The organism is Achromobacter sp. AONIH1, from assembly GCF_002902905.1.
Taxonomy (GTDB): Bacteria; Pseudomonadota; Gammaproteobacteria; order Burkholderiales; family Burkholderiaceae_B; genus Achromobacter.
Map to the genome: position 1 here is coordinate 2438185 of NZ_CP026124.1, position 18278 is coordinate 2456462.

An 18278-nucleotide genomic window follows, 5' to 3' on the forward strand; every position below is an offset into this window, starting at 1 on the left:
TGCATCCTCCTCGCGGAGGAAGGGGAGTTTTTGTGTTTCTTCGCCTGTTCAAGTACCTGTGGCCCGAACGCTACCTGCCCGAACCGGAGCAGGACGATCCCTTCAACGAGGATCCGCCGCCGCGCGCGCCGGGCAAGGTCGGCGTGCTGCTGGTGAACCTGGGCACCCCGGACGCTCCCACGGCCAGGGATATCCGCAAGTACCTGGGCGAATTCCTGTCCGACCCGCGCGTGATCGAAATTCCGCGCTATCTGTGGAAGCCGATATTGCATGGCCTGGTGCTGACCCTGCGCCCGAAGAAGCTGGCGCCGCGCTACGCCGGCATCTGGCTGCAGGACGGCTCGCCGCTGATGGTCTACAGCCGCCGCCAGGCCGAGGGCGTGGCCGCGGCGCTGCGCGAGGCGGGCGTGGACGCGACGGTGGAACTGGGCATGCGCTATGGCAACCCGTCGATCCCGGACGCGATCGGCCGGCTGCGCGCGCAGGGCTGCGAGCGCATCCTGACCGTGCCGCTCTATCCGCAGTACGCCGCCAGCACCACCGCCACGGTGGTGGACGCCGTGACCCGCCACGCGGGGCGTCTGCGCGACCAGCCGGAGCTGCGCTTCATCAAGCGTTTTCATGAAGACGCGTTCTACCTGGACGCGCTGGCCGGCCGCATCGAATCCTATTGGCGCGAGCATGGTCGTCCGCAGAAGCTGGTGATGAGTTTCCACGGCCTGCCGCGCTACTCGATCGAGCTGGGCGACCCCTACTACCGCGATTGCATGGAAACGGCGCGGCTGCTGTCGCAGCGTCTGTCGCTGCCGCGCGAGCAGATCGAAGTCACCTTCCAGAGCCGCTTCGGCGCGGCCCGCTGGCTGGAGCCCTATACCGAGCCCACGCTCAAGATGCTGGCCGCCGCCGGCGTGACGGACGTGGACGTGGTGTGCCCGGGTTTTGTGGCAGACTGTCTGGAAACCCTGGAGGAAATCAGCCAGGAATGCCGCCATGCCTTCCTCGAGGCCGGCGGCAGGCAGTTCCGCTACATTCCCGCCCTGAACGACGATCCGGCCTGGATCGCCGGCCTGGCAGGCTTGACGGCCAGGCATCTGCAAGGGTGGGGCGCGCACTCACCGACTTGAAGGAGCAGGCTCATGCATCATGATCCCAAGACTGGCAAGACCGTGAAAAAGGGGACGGTGGCTACCCCGGTGGACGAGGATCAGGTCGAGCATGAGCTGGACGAGGCGCTGGCCGAGACCTTTCCCGCCAGCGACCCCATCGCCGTCCATCCCGAGCCGGAAACGGATGAGGCCCGGGTCGACCGGGCGCTGAAGGACAGCTTTCCCGCCAGTGATCCGGCCGCGCCCGCCCAGCCGCACAGAAAAAAGTAGGGCGACCCCGATTTTTCGCAAAGGTTCCGCCGCCGGGGAATATTTCGCTATCCCGGGCTTGAAATAGGGGTATTGGCCCCCATTCATGTCTGCGAAAGCCATTCTTTTTGGAGGATTCCCCATGACGGCACCCCACGAGCCCGCAGACCAGACGCCCGAGCACGGCGCCGCCGCCGACGCGGCCCCCGCCGCCCAGGACGACCTGCTGGCCGAGCTGAACGAGCTGCGCGCCCAACTGGACGCCGCCCAGGCCACCGTCAATGAACAGCATGACCAGCTGCTGCGCGTGCGCGCGGAAGCCGAGAACGTGCGCCGTCGCGCCCAGGAAGACGTGTCCAAGGCCCGCAAGTTCGGCATCGAGTCGTTCGCCGAGAGCCTGGTTCCGGTCAAGGACAGCCTGGAAGCCGCGCTGGCCCAGCCCGAACAGACCGTGGACACCCTGCGCGAAGGCGTGGAAGTGACCCTGAAGCAGCTGGCCGCCGCCTTCGAGCGCAACCTGCTCAAGGAAATCGCGCCGGCCCAGGGCGACAAGTTCGATCCGCACCTGCACCAGGCGATTTCGTCGGTGCCGGCCGATCAGCCCGCCAACACCGTGTTGCAGCTGCTGCAGAAGGGCTACGCCATTGCCGACCGCACGCTGCGGCCCGCATTGGTGGTGGTGTCCGCCGGCCAGGGCTGAAACCGGACGATCCCCCCCGCCATGAGCGCGCCCCAATTCGACCCGGCCAGCTTTTTCGAGGCCTTCGGCATGCGCCGTGTCGATTCCGCCGGTTTCGACGCGGCCGTGGTCCAGGCGCCGGGCGACGATCTGCGCTGCGTGTTCCTGTGGGGGCAGGACTGCTACAACTGCAATATCTTCAAGCAGACCGCCCTGCTGCACCGGGATGCGCTGCTGGAATTGGATCTGAGGTGGTTCGAGGCCGACGTCTACGCCGACGAGCCGCTGGGCCGGCGCTTTTCGCTGCATGGCGTGCCCACCTTCGTGCTGTACCGGGCGGGCAAGCGGCTGGGACGCATCACCGGCTGGCCGGGCCTGCCCCAGTTCACGGCGGCGATCCGCCGGCTGCGTGAGCCGCCTCCGGAAAATTCCGCCGGGACGTCTTGAAAAACCCTGCCGGCGGCCCCAGTTATGCGGGGACAGTAAATTTTCTCTATTTTCATAGATATACATTCAAGGTAAACCCACCATGAGCAAAATCATCGGCATCGACCTGGGCACGACCAACAGCTGCGTGGCTGTCATGGACGGTGGGCAGGTCAAGATCATCGAAAACGCCGAAGGCGCCCGCACCACGCCTTCCATCGTCGCCTACATGGACGACGGCGAAACCCTGGTCGGCGCCCCGGCCAAGCGCCAGGCGGTGACCAACCCCAAGAACACGCTGTACGCGGTCAAGCGCCTGATCGGCCGCAAGTTCGACGAAAAGGCGGTGCAGAAGGACATCAATCTGATGCCCTATGCCATCGTCAAGGCCGACAATGGCGACGCCTGGGTGGAAGTGCGCGGCAACAAGATGGCGCCTCCCCAAGTGTCGGCCGACGTGCTGCGCAAGATGAAGAAGACCGCCGAGGACTACCTGGGCGAGGAAGTGACCGAGGCCGTCATCACCGTGCCCGCGTACTTCAACGACAGCCAGCGCCAGGCCACCAAGGACGCCGGCCGCATCGCCGGCCTGGAAGTCAAGCGCATCATCAACGAGCCGACCGCGGCCGCGCTGGCCTTCGGCCTGGACAAGAACGAGAAGGGCGACCGCAAGATCGCCGTCTATGACCTGGGCGGCGGCACGTTCGACGTGTCCATCATCGAAATCGCCGACGTGGACGGCGAGAAGCAGTTCGAAGTGCTGTCGACCAACGGCGACACCTTCCTGGGCGGCGAAGACTTCGACCAGCGCATCATCGACTACATCATCTCCGAGTTCAAGAAGGAACAGGGCGTTGATCTGTCCAAGGACGTGCTGGCCCTGCAGCGCCTGAAGGAAGCCGCCGAAAAGGCCAAGATCGAGCTGTCCTCCAGTCAGCAGACCGAGATCAACCTGCCGTACATCACGGCCGACGCCTCGGGTCCGAAGCACCTGAACCTGAAGATCACGCGCGCCAAGCTGGAAGCGCTGGTCGAGGAACTGATCGAGCGCACCATCGAGCCCTGCCGCGTGGCCATCAAGGACGCCGGCGTCAAGGTCTCGGACATCGACGACGTGATCCTGGTCGGCGGCATGACCCGCATGCCCAAGGTGCAGGAGAAGGTCAAGGAATTCTTCGGCAAGGATCCGCGCAAGGACGTTAATCCCGACGAGGCCGTCGCCGCCGGCGCAGCCATCCAGGGTTCCGTGCTGTCGGGCGAGCGCAAGGACGTGCTGCTGCTGGACGTCACCCCCCTGTCCCTGGGCATTGAAACCCTGGGCGGCGTGATGACCAAGATGATCCAGAAGAACACGACGATCCCGACCCGCTTCTCGCAGACCTTCTCGACCGCCGACGACAACCAGCCCGCCGTGACCATCAAGGTGTTCCAGGGCGAGCGCGAAATCGCCGCCGGCAACAAGGCGCTGGGCGAGTTCAACCTCGAAGGCATCCCGCCGTCGCCCCGTGGCGTGCCGCAGATCGAAGTCACGTTCGACATCGACGCCAACGGCATCCTGCACGTGTCCGCCAAGGACAAGGGCACCGGCAAGGAAAACAAGATCACCATCAAGGCGAACTCGGGCCTGTCGGAAGACGAGATCCAGCGCATGGTCAAGGATGCCGAGGCCAATGCCGAGGAAGATCACCGCGTGGCAGAGCTGGCGCAATCGCGCAACCAGGCCGACGCGCTGGTGCACGCCACCCGCAAGTCGCTGACCGAATACGGCGACAAGCTCGAGGCCGCCGAGAAGGAAAGCATCGAGGCCGCGATCAAGGACCTGGAAGCCGTGCTGAAGGACGGCGACAAGGCCGCGATCGACGCCAAGGTGGAAGCGCTGTCGACCGCCTCGCAGAAGCTCGGCGAGAAGATGTACGCCGACATGCAGGCGCAGCAGGCCGCGGGCCAGCAACAGGCCGCGGACAACGCGAAGCCGGTGGACGACAATGTCGTCGACGCCGACTTCAAGGAAGTCAAGCGCGACCACTGATGGCCAGGCTCTGACCTGCCCAGCGCCGCCCGGTAGCCGGATTTTCCGCCTACCGGGCGGACTCATTCTGTAGCACTGAAAAGAAGGCTCGCTTCCGGGCCCACCGATCATGGCAAAACGTGACTATTACGAAGTCCTGGGCGTGGCGAAGAACGCCTCGGACGACGAACTGAAGAAGGCCTATCGTAAGCTGGCCATGAAGTACCATCCGGACCGCAATCCGGATAGCAAGGAAGCCGAAGAGAAATTCAAGGAAGCCAAAGAGGCCTATGAAGTCCTGGGCGACGAGCAGAAGCGCGCCGCCTACGACCGCTATGGCCACGCCGGCGTCGATCCCAATGCCGCGGGCATGGGCGGCGGCATGGGCGGCGGCTTCGCCGATGCGTTCGGCGACATCTTCGGCGAGATCTTCGGCGGCGGCGGTGGCGGCCGTCGCGGCGGCGGCCCGCAGGTCTACCGCGGCGCCGATCTGAAATACGCGCTGGAAATCACGCTGGAGCAGGCCGCGGCCGGTTTTGACACCGAGATCCGCGTGCCCAGCTGGGAAAACTGCGACACCTGCAAGGGCTCGGGCGCCAAGCCCGGCACCTCGCCCAAGACCTGCCGCACCTGCGGCGGCTCGGGCGCGGTCCGCATGCAGCAGGGTTTCTTCAGCGTGCAGCAGACCTGCCCGACCTGCCACGGCAACGGCAAGGAAATCACCGATCCCTGCCAGGCTTGCGATGGCGTGGGCCGCATCCGCCGCAACAAGACCCTGCAGGTCAAGATTCCGGCCGGCATCGACGACGGCATGCGCATCCGCTCCAGCGGCAATGGCGAGCCGGGCATCAATGGCGGTCCTCCGGGCGACCTGTATGTGGAAATCCACATCAAGAAGCACCAGATCTTCCAGCGCGACGGCGACGACCTGCATTGCGAGCTGACCATCCCGTTCACCACGGCGGCGCTGGGCGGCGAGCTGCAAGTGCCGACGCTGGGCGGCAAGGCCGAGATCTCGATCCCCGAAGGCACGCAGTCGGGCAAGACCTTCCGCCTGCGCGGCAAGGGCATCCGCGGCGTGCGCGGCAGCTATCCGGGCGACCTGTACTGCCACGTGGTGGTCGAGACGCCGGTGCGCCTGAGCGACGAGCAGAAGAACATCCTGCGCCAGTTCGAGGCCTCGCTGAACGACGGCGGCGACCGCCATTCGCCGCAAAGCAAGTCCTGGACCGACCGGGTGAAGGAATTCTTCAGCTGAATCGCCGGATAGGGCGCCAATCTGGCGCCCCGGCTTGCGTATCCCCGCAAGGGCGTCATGCCTTGCGGGGATTTTTCATCGCAGGGCCGCCTCCAAGATGAAATGCCCCCTTTGGGGGCAGCTAGCGCCCGCAGGGCGCGCGGCCTTGGCGGCCTATTTCGACGGGCAAAAAAAACCGCGGCATCTCTGCCGCGGCTGCACTGCATCCGCTTGTCGTAGCTGAAAAAACCGGCCCCGGACCATGATGCCGTCCGAGGCCGGCCGGGCTACAGCAAGCAGCTCACCGGATGGCCGGTTCAGCGCACGATCGGCGGGTATTCCAGCTCGCCGAAGGTGTACTGGCCGCTGGCCTTGGCCTGCGCCAGTTCGGCCTCCACGTCGGCGCGCGACTTCGCGGCCTTGGCCGCGGGGGCGGCGGCGACGGGCGGGTATTGCAGTTCGCCAAAGGTGTATTGGCCGTTGATCTTGGCTTGTTGCAGCTCATCGCTCACTTGCTGCGAGCTCAGGCTGGTTGCCTGGGGCAGGGCGGGCGGATAGTCCAGCTCGCCGAACGTGTACTGGCCGCTGGCCTTGGCTTGTTGCAGTTCGGTGGCGACCTGGGCGCTGCTCTTGGCTTGCGACAGATCGGCGGCTTGGGCGCCGGCGCCGACCAGGGCCAGCGAAATCAGCAGGGTGGTAGTCAGGGTTTTCATGGTAGACCTCCGTGTCTTGGATTTAGGGTGCGAATCCGGCGGGTCTCCGTCGTGGTTCGTCATGTGTTCCCGATGACTGAATTCTCCGCGTTATCCCACCTGGGATAAACCCGCATTCGTTGAAAACATCTTTCCAAATAACCGAGTAATAAATTTCTTTCTTATGAATTGCCCCACAGGTGGAAGGGAGAATGCCTTCGGGGCGGCTTGGCCGGCCGTGGGAGATCCGGCTGGGGGCGGAGGCACCTGCGTGGGGTAGCGGCATGCGCAGCTCCGTGCGGGCAGGCAGGGCGGCGCATCATGACGGCGCGCCAAAAGAAAAGCCCCTGCCGAGGCAGGGGCTGGATGGGCAGCAGCGGGGCGGGCGAGGCCGCCCCTGTTGGGCGTCAGGGCGCCGCTTTTTTCTTGAAGTCGCCGGCGACGGCGGTGCTGAAGGCGTCCGGGCGCAGATACTTGCGCATGGCCGCGTTCACCACGTCGGGCGTCAGCGCGGAGATCTTCTTGTCCATGTCGGCCGACCAGGCGAAGGTGCGTCCGCGCTCCAGGTAGTCCAGCCACACGCCGGCCACCACGTCATCCTGCGCGCGGGCGAGGTTGCGGTAGTTCAGCAGGGCGGTGATGCCGTCGGAGATCTCCTTGTCCGAGAAGCCGTCCTTCAGCACACGGGCCAGTTCCTCGCCCACGGCCTTTTCCAGGCGCTCGCGGTTCTGCGGCGCATAGATGGCGTAGATGCTCCACGAGGCGTTCGGCTCGAATGCCGACACCGACAGCGAGCTGCGCACGTTGTAGGACAGCCCTTCGGTTTCGCGCACGCGGTTCCACAGGCGCGAGGTTTCCGAGGCGCCGAACAGGTAGTTGGCCAGGTACAGCGCCGCATAGTCGGCGTCGCTGTCCTGCAGCTTCAGCGGCATGCGCGACAGGTAGAAGGCGTTGGCCTTGTCGGGCGTCTCGATATCGAAGCGCTGCGCGGCGATCTCGCGGTACGGATTTGCCACGCGCTCATAGGCGGGCGCGCGTTTCCAGCCGGCCAGGCCGGCCTTGATGGCCTTCTCGATGGCCTCGGGCTGGAAGTCGCCCACGGCCGAGTACTCGATGTTGCCGGCGCCGTAAAACCTGGCGTGGAACTTCGCCAGGGCGTCGCGGTTCAGGCCGCGGGCGCTGGCCAGCGCTTCGTCGAAGGTCGGCACGTAACGCAGGTCATCGGCGGGCCACGGATTGTCCTGGCGGGCCAGGGCGCGCGAGGCCAGCGCCGAGGGCTCGGTCATGGCGTTGCGGATCGAGGTTTCGAGCTGGCGCTGGTACTCCTCCAACTGGTCCTTCGGGAAGTTGGCGTTGCGGACGATGTCCAGCGCCAGCGTGGTCAGCTCGGGCAGGTTCTCGCCCTTGGTGGACATGGCGATGCGCAGCGTGGTGCCCGAGCCCGAGAAGCCCAGCTCGGCCTGCAGCTTGTCCAGGCGATCCTGGATGTCCTGGCGCGAGAGCTTGGCCGTGCCGCGGTTGAGCTGGTCAGCCACGGCGGCGGCATTGACGCGCTGGCCGCGCAGGTCCTGCGCGGTGCCGAACTGGATCTGCATCTGTGCCTGCACGCGGTTGCCGCGCGTGGCCTTGGGCAACAGCGCCAGCTGCACGGGGCCGTTGGGCAGGTCCAGCTTCTTGCGCAGCGTCAGCTTGTCGATGTTGGCGGGCGAGGGGTCGAAGGCCGACGCGCTCTTGAAGTCCGGGTCGCCCTTGTAGTCCTTGAACACCTCGCTCAGGTCCACGCGCTGCGCCTGCGGCGCGCGCTGCGGTTTTTCGGTGGGCAGGTAGCGGCCCTCGATGCGGTTGCTCTGCACCAGGTAGGACGTGGCCGCCTTCTGCACGTCGCCCAGCGTGGCCTTGCGGGCGCGGTCGCGCTGCAGGAAGAACAGGCGCCAATCGCCGGCGGCGATGGCTTCGGACAGCGCCACGCCGACCTGCTCGGGATCGCTGTACACCTGCTCCCACGAGGTCAGCCACTTGCTGCGCGCGCGTTCCAGTTCCTGCGCGGTGAAGGGCTTCTTGTCCAGCGTTTCGAGCGTGCCGGTCAGCGTCTTGAGCGCCGCGTCCACGCTCTTGCCCGGCGACAGCTGCGCGCCGAACATGGCCAGGCCGGGATCGAGCTGCTCCATGGTGAAGCCGAACACGCCCGAGGCCATCTTGGTGGGCACCAGCGCGTGGTACAGGCGGCCGGAAGGCGTATCGGCCAGGATGGTGGCGGCCAGGTCCAGCGGCACGAAGTCGGCGCTGCCGGCGGCGGGGATGTGATACATGGCAGCGACCAGCGGCGTGCCGCCCGCGCGGCGCAGCGTCACCGAGCGTTCGCCGTCCTGCACCGGTTCCACCGTGTACTCGCGCGGTAGCGCGCGTTCGGGCTTGGGCAGCTTGCCCAGCGTTTCCTCGATGTCGGCGAGCGTGGCCTGCGGGTCGAACTTGCCGGCCACGATCAGCACGGCGTTGTCGGGCTGGTAGTACTGATGATAGAAGGCGCGCAGCTGGCCGATGTCGACGTTTTCCACGTCGGAGCGCGCGCCGATGGTGTTCTTGCCGTAGCTGTGCCACTGGAACGCGGCCGCCTGCATCTTCTGCATCAGGATGCGGGACGGGCTGTTCTCGCCGCTTTCCATTTCGTTGCGGACCACGGTCATTTCCGAGTCCAGGTCTTCCTTGGCGATCAGCGAATTGACCATGGCGTCAGCCTGCCAGCCCAGGTACCACTTGAGCGTCTCGGGGTTGGCGGCGAAGCTGGCGAAGTAGTTGGTGCGGTCGCCAGAGGTCGAGCCGTTGGCCTGCAGGCCGCGGCGCGAGAATTCACCCATCGCGTTGCGCGTGGTGGACGTGCCCTTGAACAGCATGTGCTCCAGCAGGTGGGCCATGCCGGTCTGGCCGTAGTTCTCGTTGCGCGAGCCGACCAGGTAGGTCATGTTGACCGTGGTGGACGGCTTGGACTCGTCCGGCACCAGCAGCACCCGCAGGCCGTTGCCGAGGCGGTACTCGGTGATGCCTTCGATCGAGGCGGCCTCCGTGACGCCTGCCGGCAGGCTGGCGGCGCCGGCCTGGAAGGCCAGGAAGGAGGTGAACAGCAGCGTGCCCAATGGGCGCGGCAGCTTCGACAGGGACAGGCGCATGGCGAATCATTCCTTGGTCATGGCAGAATCCGTTGGAGTGTATACGGTGTGATAGGTTCAGGCTGTTCCGGGCCGCGCACCCAAGGAATCCCGCATGTCCCTGTCTTTGGAAATCGAAACGCCGCGTCTGCTGCTGCGGCAATGGCGCGCCGCCGACCGCCGGCCTTTCGCCGAGCTGAACGCCGATCCGCAAGTCACTGAATTCCTGGTGCCACTGGACGCCGCGCAGAGCGATGCGCTGGCGGACCGGCTGGCGGCCGAAATCGATGAGCATGGCTGGGGCGTCTGGGCGGTCGAAGCGCCAGGCGTGGCGCCGTTTATTGGTTTCGTCGGCATCCGGCCGCTGTCGTCCGCACTGCCTTTCGCGCCTGGCATCGAGATCGCCTGGCGGCTGGCGCGCCCATACTGGGGGCGTGGCTATGCGGCCGAGGCCGCGCGGGCCGCGCTGAGGGTGGGCTTCGAGCAGTTGCGCGCGCCCGAGATCGTCGCGTTCACGGTGGCGGAAAACCGGCGCTCGCGCGCGGTGATGGCGAAGCTGGGCATGCGCGAGGATCCCGTCCCGTTCCGGCATCCCGCCTTGCCCGAGGACCATACGCTCAGCCTGCATGTGCTGTATCGGCTGCGTCAGCAGGACTGGCGCGCGGCGTCCGGTCGCGATGGTGATGGGGACCGCTGCACGCCGGTCGCGGCCGCATAACGGCCCGCGCGGCACGCGGTCATGCCGTGTTGCGACGCAACAAGCAGGCGCGGAGCCGTGGATTTGAAGACCGCCCGGTCACGGGTGTAAGCTGTCCGCACCGTATCACCTGTTGCAGACGGGGTGCGCGACAGCCGCTTAGCAGGTTTCCCGTCCAACGCCAGACGCCGCTGGTTCATCGCGGCGCCGGTGCTTGTGTTCGCGCCTTCGCCGCCGGCATCCTGCCGGCGCATCTTTCGGAGGAACGACCCATGCTGACCGAGATCGTCACGCGTGCCTTGTCCCAACTGACCGGCCGGCCCATGAGCGGCGAGCTGATCAAAGGACAGTTTCAATACGCCTATGCCAGCGACGACGGCCAATTCGTAGCCATACTCACCCATGACATGACGACCTACGTGGTCGACCTGAGCGCGCGCCGCTACTTCGCCGAATGCGGCGGCTCGCCCAGGGGATTCGCCGGCCATGTGCTGGAAATGGAGGGATCGGCCGCGCGCCGGCATCCCTGGCCCGCCGCCAACGACCTGTTCGACCTGGACATGGACGCGGACGAACTGGCCTGGCGCAATTGTCCGGGCCTGCGCTGCGCTGGCGCGGCGGGAGGATCAGTGGAGAGCCGCGCCGCCTGACAGAGTGGCCAGAAGCGGCAGCATCTGCTTGAACCGGCGTCTCGCGCCGGTTTTTTTTTCGCGCCGCGCTGGCGTCGCGATGCGTGGGCCATCGCTACAATCAGCGCATGAACCCGTCCGCCGAATTCCCCGCGCCCGAGGGCGCCACGCTGGTCGACTGCACGCTCGAGCGCCATGCCGACCAGATCCTCGCCATTTTCAACGATGCCATCGCCACGTCCACCGCGCTGTACGACTACAAGCCTCGGCCGCGCGAGTCCATGGATACCTGGTTCCAGACCAAGCAGAAGGGCGGATTTCCGGTGATCGGCTTCGAGAACGCGGCGGGCGAGCTGATGGGCTTCGCCAGCTACGGCACGTTCCGCGCCTGGCCCGCGTACAAGTATTCGGTGGAGCACTCGGTCTATGTGGACGGCCGCCATCGCGGACTGGGATTGGGCGAGGCGCTGATGCGCGCGCTGATCGCCCGCGCGCGCGAGCGCGACGTGCATGTGCTGGTCGGCGGCATCGACGCGGCCAACCAGGGGAGCATCCGCCTGCACGAAAAGCTGGGCTTCAAGCACGCGGGCACGCTGCGCGAGGCGGGCTTCAAGTTCGGCCGCTGGCTGGATCTGGCGTTCTATCAGTTGACGCTGGATACGCCCGCGAACCCGGTCGACGGCTGAAGGGTTGACCCGCCCGGACGCGCGGCGCGGGCGGACTACTTCGACAGGACGCGCATGGCCTGTTCCAGGCCGGCGACGGTCACGGGGTACATGCGGTCCTGCATGATGTCGCGCAGCAGCGCGATGGATTGGCGGTATTGCCAGGACGCGGTCGGCTCCGGATTGAGCCACACCGACTTGGGCCAGGCGTCCAGCAGCCGCCGCAGCCACAGCGCGCCGGGCTCGGCGTTGTAGTGCTCGACCGAGCCGCCCGGCTGCAGGATCTCGTATGGGCTCATGGTGGCGTCGCCGACGATGATGAGCCGCCAGTCCGGGTTGTACTTGCGCAGCACGTCCCAGGTGTCGAAGCGCTCGTTGTTGCGGCGCCGGTTGCTCTGCCACAGGCTTTCGTACGGGCAGTTGTGGAAGTAGTAGACGTCCAGGTTGCGGAACTCGCTGCGCGCGGCGGAAAACAGTTCCTCCACGCGTGTGATGTGGTCGTCCATGCTGCCGCCCACGTCCAGCAGCATCAGCACCTTCACAGTGTTGTGGCGTTCCGGCACCATGCGCAGGTCCAGGTGGCCGGCGTTGCGCGCGGTGCTGGCGATGGTGTCGTCCAGGTCCAGCTCCAGCTCGGCGCCTTCGCGCGCGAAGCGCCGCAGCCGGCGCAGCGCCACCTTGAAGTTGCGGGTGCCGAGTTCGACCTGGTCGTCGTAGTCGCGGAACTGGCGCATGTCCCAGACTTTGACCGCGCTGCGGTTGCCGGCCGAGTCGCCGCCCACGCGGATGCCCTCGGGATGGTAGCCGCCATTGCCGAACGGCGAGGTGCCGCCCGTGCCGATCCACTTGTTGCCGCCGGCGTGGCGTTCCTTCTGTTCTTCGAGCCGCTGCTTGAACAGCTCCATCAGCTTGTCCCAGCCGTGTTTCTGGATGGCGGCCTTTTCCTCTGGCGTCAGGCTCTTTTCGAACTGTTTGATCAGCCAGTCCGCCGGCACTTCGCGGCCTTCGGGCAGCGCGGCCGCGATGCCCTTGTAGTACGCGCCGAAGGCCTTGTCGTAGCGGTCGTACAGCGATTCATCCTTCACCAGCGTGGCGCGCGCCAGGAAGTAGAAATCGTCCAGCGTCGGCGGCATCAGGTCCTGGCGCAGCGCGTTCACCAGCGTCAGGTACTCGTTGACCGAGACCGGCAGCTTGTGCGCCCGCAGGTGGTAGAAGAAATCGATCAGCATGGCAGGGCCGGCGCAAGGCTTAGCGGCGTTGTCCGCGGGTCATGGCGGCCAGGCGGTCGAGCAGGTGCATGTCCTGCTCGTTCTTGAGCAGCGCGCCGGCCATCAGCGGTACGGCCGCGGCGGCGTGCGCGTCGATCTCGGCGGCGGTGGCGTCTTCGGCCAGCAGCAGGCGCAGCCAGTCCAGCAGCTCGGACGTCGACGGCTTTTTCTTCAGGCCCGGCGCCTCGCGCAGCGCGAAGAAATTGTCCAGCGCGGCGCGCAGCACGTCCTGCTTCAGTTCGGGGAAATGCACGGCCACGATCTCGCGCATGGTCTCGCGGTCGGGGAAGCGGATGTAATGGAAGAAGCAGCGGCGCAGGAACGCGTCAGGCAGGTCCTTCTCGTTGTTCGACGTGATGATCACCAGCGGGCGGTGGCGCGCGGCGATGGTCTGGCGCGTTTCGTACACATGGAATTCCATGCGGTCCAGCTCGCGCAGCAGGTCGTTGGGGAATTCGATGTCGGCCTTGTCGATCTCGTCGATCAGCACCACCACGGGCTCCGGCGCTTCGAAGGCCTGCCACAGCGTGCCCTGCACGATGTAGTTGCGGATGTCGCGGACCTTCTCGTCGCCGAGCTGCGAGTCGCGCAGGCGCGACACCGCGTCGTACTCATACAGGCCCTGGTGCGCCTTGGTGGTGGACTTCACGTGCCATTGCAGCAGCGGCCGGCCCAGCGCGCGGGCCACTTCCTCGGCCAGCATGGTCTTGCCGGTGCCGGGCTCGCCCTTGATCAGCAGCGGGCGCTGCAGGGTCAGCGCGGCGTTGACCGCCAGCTTGAGATCGTCGGTGGCGACGTAGGTATCGGTGCCCTCGAAGCGCGCGGGCGTTGCGGATTGAGCTGCGGACATGGGGTTTTGCCGGATGGGATTGACGGGGATCAATACGCTTTCAAAGGTATTCATTCATGGCAATTATCGTACAATCGGGCAGTTTTGCAGCCGGGTTCGCCCCGCGAAGTGTTTGCCCTGTCCCTAGCCATATCAAGAAGAGTCATTCCAATGAAGTTGCGAACCTCTCTGAAGTGCACGGTTTCCGTGTTGGCCGCGATGGCATCCTGTGCGATCGCCGGTCAGGCAGTCGCTGCCGACGCAGCCCCGGTCGGCAATATCCAGAACGCCCGCGATAAAGTCTCCATGTGCATCGGTTGCCATGGCATTGAAGGCTACAAGGCGACGTTCCCCGAGCTGTACCACGTACCCAAGATTGCTGGCCAGAACGCCAAGTACATCGAAACGGCCCTCAACGAGTACAAGAAAGGCGCGCGCAGCCATCCCACGATGGACGCCGTCGCCGGCAGCCTGTCCGACCAGGACATCGCCGACCTCGCCGCTTACTACTCGAATCTCAAATAAGAGGGGGCCACACCATGAATCGCACCATGCTTGCCCTCGCGGGCGCAACCCTGGCCATGGCGGGCGCCGCCGCCCAGGCGCAAGACCTTGCGGCCGGCAAGGCCGTGTTCGACAAGTTCAACTGCGCGTCCTGCCACGGCGCCGACGCCAAGAGCGCGGTGGATCCGGCCTATCCGACGCTGGCTGGCCAGCACGCCGACTACCTGGTCCATGCGCTGAAGGCCTACAAGCGCGGCGCCTCGGGCAGCGCGGCCACGGCCAACGTGCGCAAGAATCCCATCATGGGCGCGTTCGCCGCCCAGCTTTCCGACCAGGACATCAACAACGTCGCCGCCTGGCTCTCGTCCCAGCCCAGCGATCTGGGCGTGCGGAAGTAGGTCCACCCCCGAAGCGCTGCGCGCTTCCCCCTCTAGGGGGCATGCCTACGGACCGGCGGAGCCGGATCCGTGGCATCGCGCTCTTGGGGCGTCTGCGTTTTGCGGGGGCGCTGTGCTGTGGCTACACGATTGGTCTTGCGTTGCCTTGAGAGGGCGGCCTTGCCATGTTGGGGCATCGGACCCCGTTCGTGGGGTGTGAGCAGGCGTCGGATTGCAACGCCCGTTGCGTTGGCTGTTTGCGCCGGGCTTCAGCGTTCGGCGCGCTGGCGGATCAGTTCCACGTAGCTGTCGCTGTCCAGCGGCTTGCCCAGCCGTTGCGCTTCCCAGACCACCTGGCCCAGGCATTCCATGATTTCGTGGGCGGCGTGGTGGGCGTCGCTGCGCGAGACCAGCTTCTGATAGGCGCGGCGGATGCCGGGCGGGTGGTCGATGGACAGCTGCTCGGCGATGGCCAGGTGCATCGACAGGTGCAGGAACGGGTTGGTGCGCCCCTTTTCCACCGCGTATTCGGCCGTCATGGCTTCCGGGCTTTCCAGGTCGCCATGGTATTCGGGGTGTTCGATGATCCAGTCCAGGGCCATGATCTCGAGCGGCGTCAGCACCTCGGACGCGCGGTGCTTGCGCCAGGTTTCGATGAAGAATTCGCGGACTTGGTCGCGTGATGGGTTGAACATCTGCAAAAGTGAATTGGCGATAGATGTCCACATTTTAGCGCTCGCGGCCGGGCGGGCCCCGCCGGGCGGGCCATTGCGATATAGAATGGGTTGCCATCCGCTTGCCTCGTGCGTCCAGCGGGCCGCCGCGCCCGGCCGGGAAGCACGACGGGCGTCGCGGCGCGCGCGCAGAATAATCACCCGGAGCAAATGGAGCATTCATGTCCTATCAACATATCAAGGTTCCCGCCGGCGGCCAGAAGATCACGGTCAATGCCGATTTCTCGCTGAATGTGCCTGAGCAGCCCATCGTGCCTTTCATCGAAGGCGATGGCACTGGCGCCGACATCACGCCGGTGATGATCAAGGTCGTCGACGCCGCCGTGCAGAAGGCCTACGGCGGCAAGCGCAAGATCCACTGGATGGAAGTCTATGCGGGCGAAAAGGCCACCAAGGTCTATGGTCCCGACGTCTGGCTGCCCGAGGAAACGCTGGACGTGGTCAAGGACTACGTGGTCTCCATCAAGGGGCCGCTGACCACGCCGGTGGGCGGCGGCATCCGTTCGCTCAACGTGGCCCTGCGCCAGCAGCTGGACCTGTATGTGTGCCTGCGCCCGGTGCGCTACTTCAAGGGCGTGCCCTCGCCGGTGCGCGAACCCGAAAAGACCGACATGGTGATCTTCCGCGAAAACTCGGAAGACATCTATGCCGGCATCGAATACATGGCCGAGAGCGAGCAGGCCAAGGAACTGATCCAGTTCCTGCAGACCAAGCTCGGCGTGAAGAAGATCCGCTTCCCGGCCACCTCGTCCATCGGCATCAAGCCGGTGTCGCGCGAAGGCACCGAGCGGCTGGTGCGCAAGGCCCTGCAGTACGCCATCGACAATGACCGCGCCTCGGTCACGCTGGTGCACAAGGGCAACATCATGAAGTTCACCGAAGGCGGCTTCCGCGATTGGGGCTACGCCCTGGCGCAGAAGGAATTCGGCGCGCAGCTGATCGACGGCGGCCCGTGGTGCAAGTTCAAGAACCCGAAGACGGGCCGCGAGATCATCGTCAAGGACTCGATCGCCGACGCCTTCCTGCAGCAGATCCTGCTGCGCCCGGCCGAGTACGACGTGATCGCCACGCTCAACCTCAACGGCGACTACGTCTCCGACGCGCTGGCGGCGCAGGTGGGCGGCATCGGCATCGCGCCGGGCGCCAACCTGTCCGACTCGGTCGCCATGTTCGAGGCCACGCACGGCACCGCGCCCAAGTACGCGGGCAAGGACTACGTGAACCCGGGTTCGGAAATCCTGTCGGCCGAGATGATGCTGCGTCACATGGGCTGGACCGAAGCCGCCGACCTGATCATCGCCAGCATGGAGAAATCCATCCTGTCCAAGAAGGTCACCTACGACTTCGCCCGCCTGCTGGAGGGCGCGACCCAGGTGTCTTGCTCGGGCTTCGGGCAGGTGATGATCGACAATATGTAGGATGGGCCAACGATTGCTGGACAGCGAAACGCCGCGGACGACGTCTTGCTGCTTTCGTTGTCCGGCGGTCACGTGCCCGGGGGCCGATACGATTGTGCTGCGGTTGACTGTCAACGGGCGAGCCGGACGTGCGTGTTTCTTGGGATCACGTTCGTGTTTGCCTGGAGGCCGCGAGGTTTTCCTGGCCCCGCGTTTGGCTGATGCGCAAGGGGGGCAAATCCGCTAAAGTGGAATCCAGACGGCGCTTGGCCACGAGGCGTTCGAGCTTTTCAGACTCATTTTCCGGGGCGCGATTTGCCAGCCGATGCTCCATCGGCGCCTGGGAGTGATACTGTTGGCGCGTACCCTCACGTAAAAACCCGCAAGGTCGAGCTGGCCTGCGGGTTTTTTGTTAATGCTTGGGCTGAAAATTGTTATTAATGCGATGAAAATGAAGTTAATCGTATTCAATTGTTAAAACTTGGGGAATATAATGCCCGCCTCACCGGAACTAAGCACTATCGTGCTGTTGTTTTCCGCGCATTCCGCCGACCTCTGAAACGATGGCACAACCCGCGCCGAACATGCCGCCTTATGACGTATCATCCTGCCTGCGCAGTTTGCGCGAGGCGGAGCGCGTCGCGTTGCTGATGGCGCCGCGGCTGGGTGATACCTTGCTGATGATGGCCATGGCCAGCAACCTGGCCAAGCATGGCCGGGCCGTGACGGTGTTTGGCGACTATGCCTATGCCTTACGCAGCTGGTTTCCCGGCGTGGACATCCGTCCTTCGTTGTCGGAGTCAGATGCGGCTGGTGCGCTCGCCGGTTTTGACTGCGCCGCCCAGATGCATGTGGGTTGGCCCTATGCCTTGCACGATCATGCGCGCTCGTACTTCTACTACGATGCCCATGTCGTGATCACCGGGAAGGGCTTTGTAAAGGTCAATCAGATCAGCGATTTTTGTCGCGACCAGCTTGGTTTGGCGCTTTCGACGACGGACATCGGCCTGTGTCCTCCCGTCGGCGGGCGACATCGGCTGCACCGGCGACGGGTCGCCGTCCATCCTTCGTCGAGCGGCATAGAGCGCTGCTGGGCGCCCAGGCATTTCGTGGAATTGGGCCTGCGCTTGAAGCGCGACGGCTATGAGCCGTTCTATATCCTGGCGCCGCATGAGCGGGATCGATGGGCGTGCCTAGCGGAAGCCGGCCTGCAGATCCAGCAAGCACCGTCGCTGGCCGATGTCGCTGCCTTCATCCATGAATGCGGCTGGTTCATCGGCAATGAATCGGGCGTCGGTCATCTGGCGTCCAGCGTGGGCGTTCCGACTCTGACGCTCACGGGGCGGCCCACCCGAACCAGGGCATGGCGACCGGGCTGGTCCTTGTCGCATATCGTCTATCCCGCATATATTCCTGGCGGCAGATGGCGCGATCGTTTCTGGCGTGACTGGTTGTGGCCGGGCAGCGTCATGGCTGCCTTTGGACGCCTTGCCCGGGAGTATGAGGGGTCCGCGGCGTCCTCGAAAAGATTCCATCTCGAATAAGCCCGGTCTGCGTGCCTGAAGCGCGGCGTGGCCCGCTTAGCGACGGCGTCGCACACCTACTTCTTTCCCATTTGCAGCCCACCTCCTGGTGGAC

General features: G+C 65.4%; 18 protein-coding genes. 13 read left to right on the plus strand and 5 right to left on the minus strand.

Annotated elements, in window-relative coordinates; all coding sequences use genetic code 11:
- Positions 1-32 precede the first annotated feature (32 nt).
- The 6 genes from hemH to dnaJ all read left to right on the plus strand — a co-directional run bounded on the left by hemH (position 33) and on the right by dnaJ (position 5726).
- Positions 33-1124, plus strand: a complete 1092-nt coding sequence (gene hemH / locus C2U31_RS11225) for a ferrochelatase (RefSeq protein WP_103272858.1) — start codon at positions 33-35, stop codon at positions 1122-1124.
- A 12-nt stretch (positions 1125-1136) separates the two neighbouring features.
- Complete coding sequence (locus C2U31_RS11230) at positions 1137-1376, plus strand: hypothetical protein (RefSeq protein WP_103272859.1); 240 nt, start codon at positions 1137-1139, stop codon at positions 1374-1376.
- 121 nt (positions 1377-1497) lie between these two features.
- Positions 1498-2055, plus strand: a complete 558-nt coding sequence (grpE, locus tag C2U31_RS11235) for a nucleotide exchange factor GrpE (RefSeq protein WP_103272860.1) — start codon at positions 1498-1500, stop codon at positions 2053-2055.
- 21 nt (positions 2056-2076) lie between these two features.
- Positions 2077-2481, plus strand: a complete 405-nt coding sequence (locus C2U31_RS11240; RefSeq protein ID WP_103272861.1) for a thioredoxin family protein — start codon at positions 2077-2079, stop codon at positions 2479-2481.
- A gap of 82 nt (positions 2482-2563) precedes the next feature.
- On the plus strand, positions 2564-4489 hold the full coding sequence (dnaK, locus tag C2U31_RS11245) for a molecular chaperone DnaK (RefSeq protein ID WP_103272862.1): 1926 nt from the start codon (positions 2564-2566) through the stop codon (positions 4487-4489).
- A 109-nt stretch (positions 4490-4598) separates the two neighbouring features.
- On the plus strand, positions 4599-5726 hold the full coding sequence (gene dnaJ / locus C2U31_RS11250) for a molecular chaperone DnaJ (protein ID WP_103272863.1): 1128 nt from the start codon (positions 4599-4601) through the stop codon (positions 5724-5726).
- A 296-nt stretch (positions 5727-6022) separates the two neighbouring features.
- On the opposite strand, the gene C2U31_RS11255 is transcribed toward dnaJ, so the two are convergent.
- Both C2U31_RS11255 and C2U31_RS11260 read right to left on the minus strand, forming a co-directional pair.
- Positions 6023-6418, minus strand: a complete 396-nt coding sequence (locus tag C2U31_RS11255; RefSeq protein WP_103272864.1) for a DUF4148 domain-containing protein — start codon at positions 6416-6418, stop codon at positions 6023-6025.
- 386 nt (positions 6419-6804) lie between these two features.
- Complete coding sequence (locus C2U31_RS11260; protein WP_103272865.1) at positions 6805-9561, minus strand: pitrilysin family protein; 2757 nt, start codon at positions 9559-9561, stop codon at positions 6805-6807.
- Positions 9562-9655: 94 nt separating this feature from the next.
- Here C2U31_RS11260 and C2U31_RS11265 point away from each other — a divergent pair, with 94 nt between their 5' ends.
- The 3 genes from C2U31_RS11265 to C2U31_RS11275 all read left to right on the plus strand — a co-directional run bounded on the left by C2U31_RS11265 (position 9656) and on the right by C2U31_RS11275 (position 11552).
- The gene (locus C2U31_RS11265) at positions 9656-10258 is read left to right on the plus strand and encodes a GNAT family N-acetyltransferase (RefSeq protein WP_103272866.1); all 603 of its coding nucleotides are present in this window, start codon (positions 9656-9658) and stop codon (positions 10256-10258) included.
- A 251-nt stretch (positions 10259-10509) separates the two neighbouring features.
- Complete coding sequence (locus C2U31_RS11270) at positions 10510-10887, plus strand: hypothetical protein (RefSeq protein ID WP_103272867.1); 378 nt, start codon at positions 10510-10512, stop codon at positions 10885-10887.
- Between the two features lie 107 nt (positions 10888-10994).
- Positions 10995-11552: a GNAT family N-acetyltransferase gene (locus C2U31_RS11275; RefSeq protein WP_103276336.1), complete on the plus strand. Its 558-nt coding sequence runs from the start codon at positions 10995-10997 to the stop codon at positions 11550-11552.
- 35 nt (positions 11553-11587) lie between these two features.
- On the opposite strand, the gene C2U31_RS11280 is transcribed toward C2U31_RS11275, so the two are convergent.
- A complete protein-coding gene (locus C2U31_RS11280) occupies positions 11588-12760 on the minus strand; it encodes a VWA domain-containing protein (protein ID WP_103272868.1) in 1173 nt (390 codons plus the stop codon).
- A 19-nt stretch (positions 12761-12779) separates the two neighbouring features.
- Positions 12780-13649, minus strand: a complete 870-nt coding sequence (locus C2U31_RS11285) for a MoxR family ATPase (protein WP_103276337.1) — start codon at positions 13647-13649, stop codon at positions 12780-12782.
- Positions 13650-13799: 150 nt separating this feature from the next.
- Here C2U31_RS11285 and C2U31_RS11290 point away from each other — a divergent pair, with 150 nt between their 5' ends.
- Positions 13800-14153 (plus strand): cytochrome c, encoded by a 354-nt coding sequence (locus C2U31_RS11290; protein WP_103272869.1) that lies wholly within the window; start codon positions 13800-13802, stop codon positions 14151-14153.
- Positions 14154-14167: 14 nt separating this feature from the next.
- Positions 14168-14530: a c-type cytochrome gene (locus C2U31_RS11295; RefSeq protein ID WP_103272870.1), complete on the plus strand. Its 363-nt coding sequence runs from the start codon at positions 14168-14170 to the stop codon at positions 14528-14530.
- A 248-nt stretch (positions 14531-14778) separates the two neighbouring features.
- On the opposite strand, the gene C2U31_RS11300 is transcribed toward C2U31_RS11295, so the two are convergent.
- Positions 14779-15204 carry a DUF1841 family protein gene (locus C2U31_RS11300; protein ID WP_103272871.1) on the minus strand — a complete coding sequence of 142 codons (426 nt, stop codon included), beginning with the start codon at positions 15202-15204 and terminating at the stop codon, positions 14779-14781.
- 200 nt (positions 15205-15404) lie between these two features.
- Here C2U31_RS11300 and icd point away from each other — a divergent pair, with 200 nt between their 5' ends.
- Positions 15405-16661, plus strand: a complete 1257-nt coding sequence (gene icd, locus C2U31_RS11305) for an NADP-dependent isocitrate dehydrogenase (RefSeq protein ID WP_103272872.1) — start codon at positions 15405-15407, stop codon at positions 16659-16661.
- Between the two features lie 542 nt (positions 16662-17203).
- On the plus strand, positions 17204-18184 hold the full coding sequence (locus tag C2U31_RS11310; protein WP_103272873.1) for a glycosyltransferase family 9 protein: 981 nt from the start codon (positions 17204-17206) through the stop codon (positions 18182-18184).
- Positions 18185-18278: the final 94 nt, after the last annotated feature.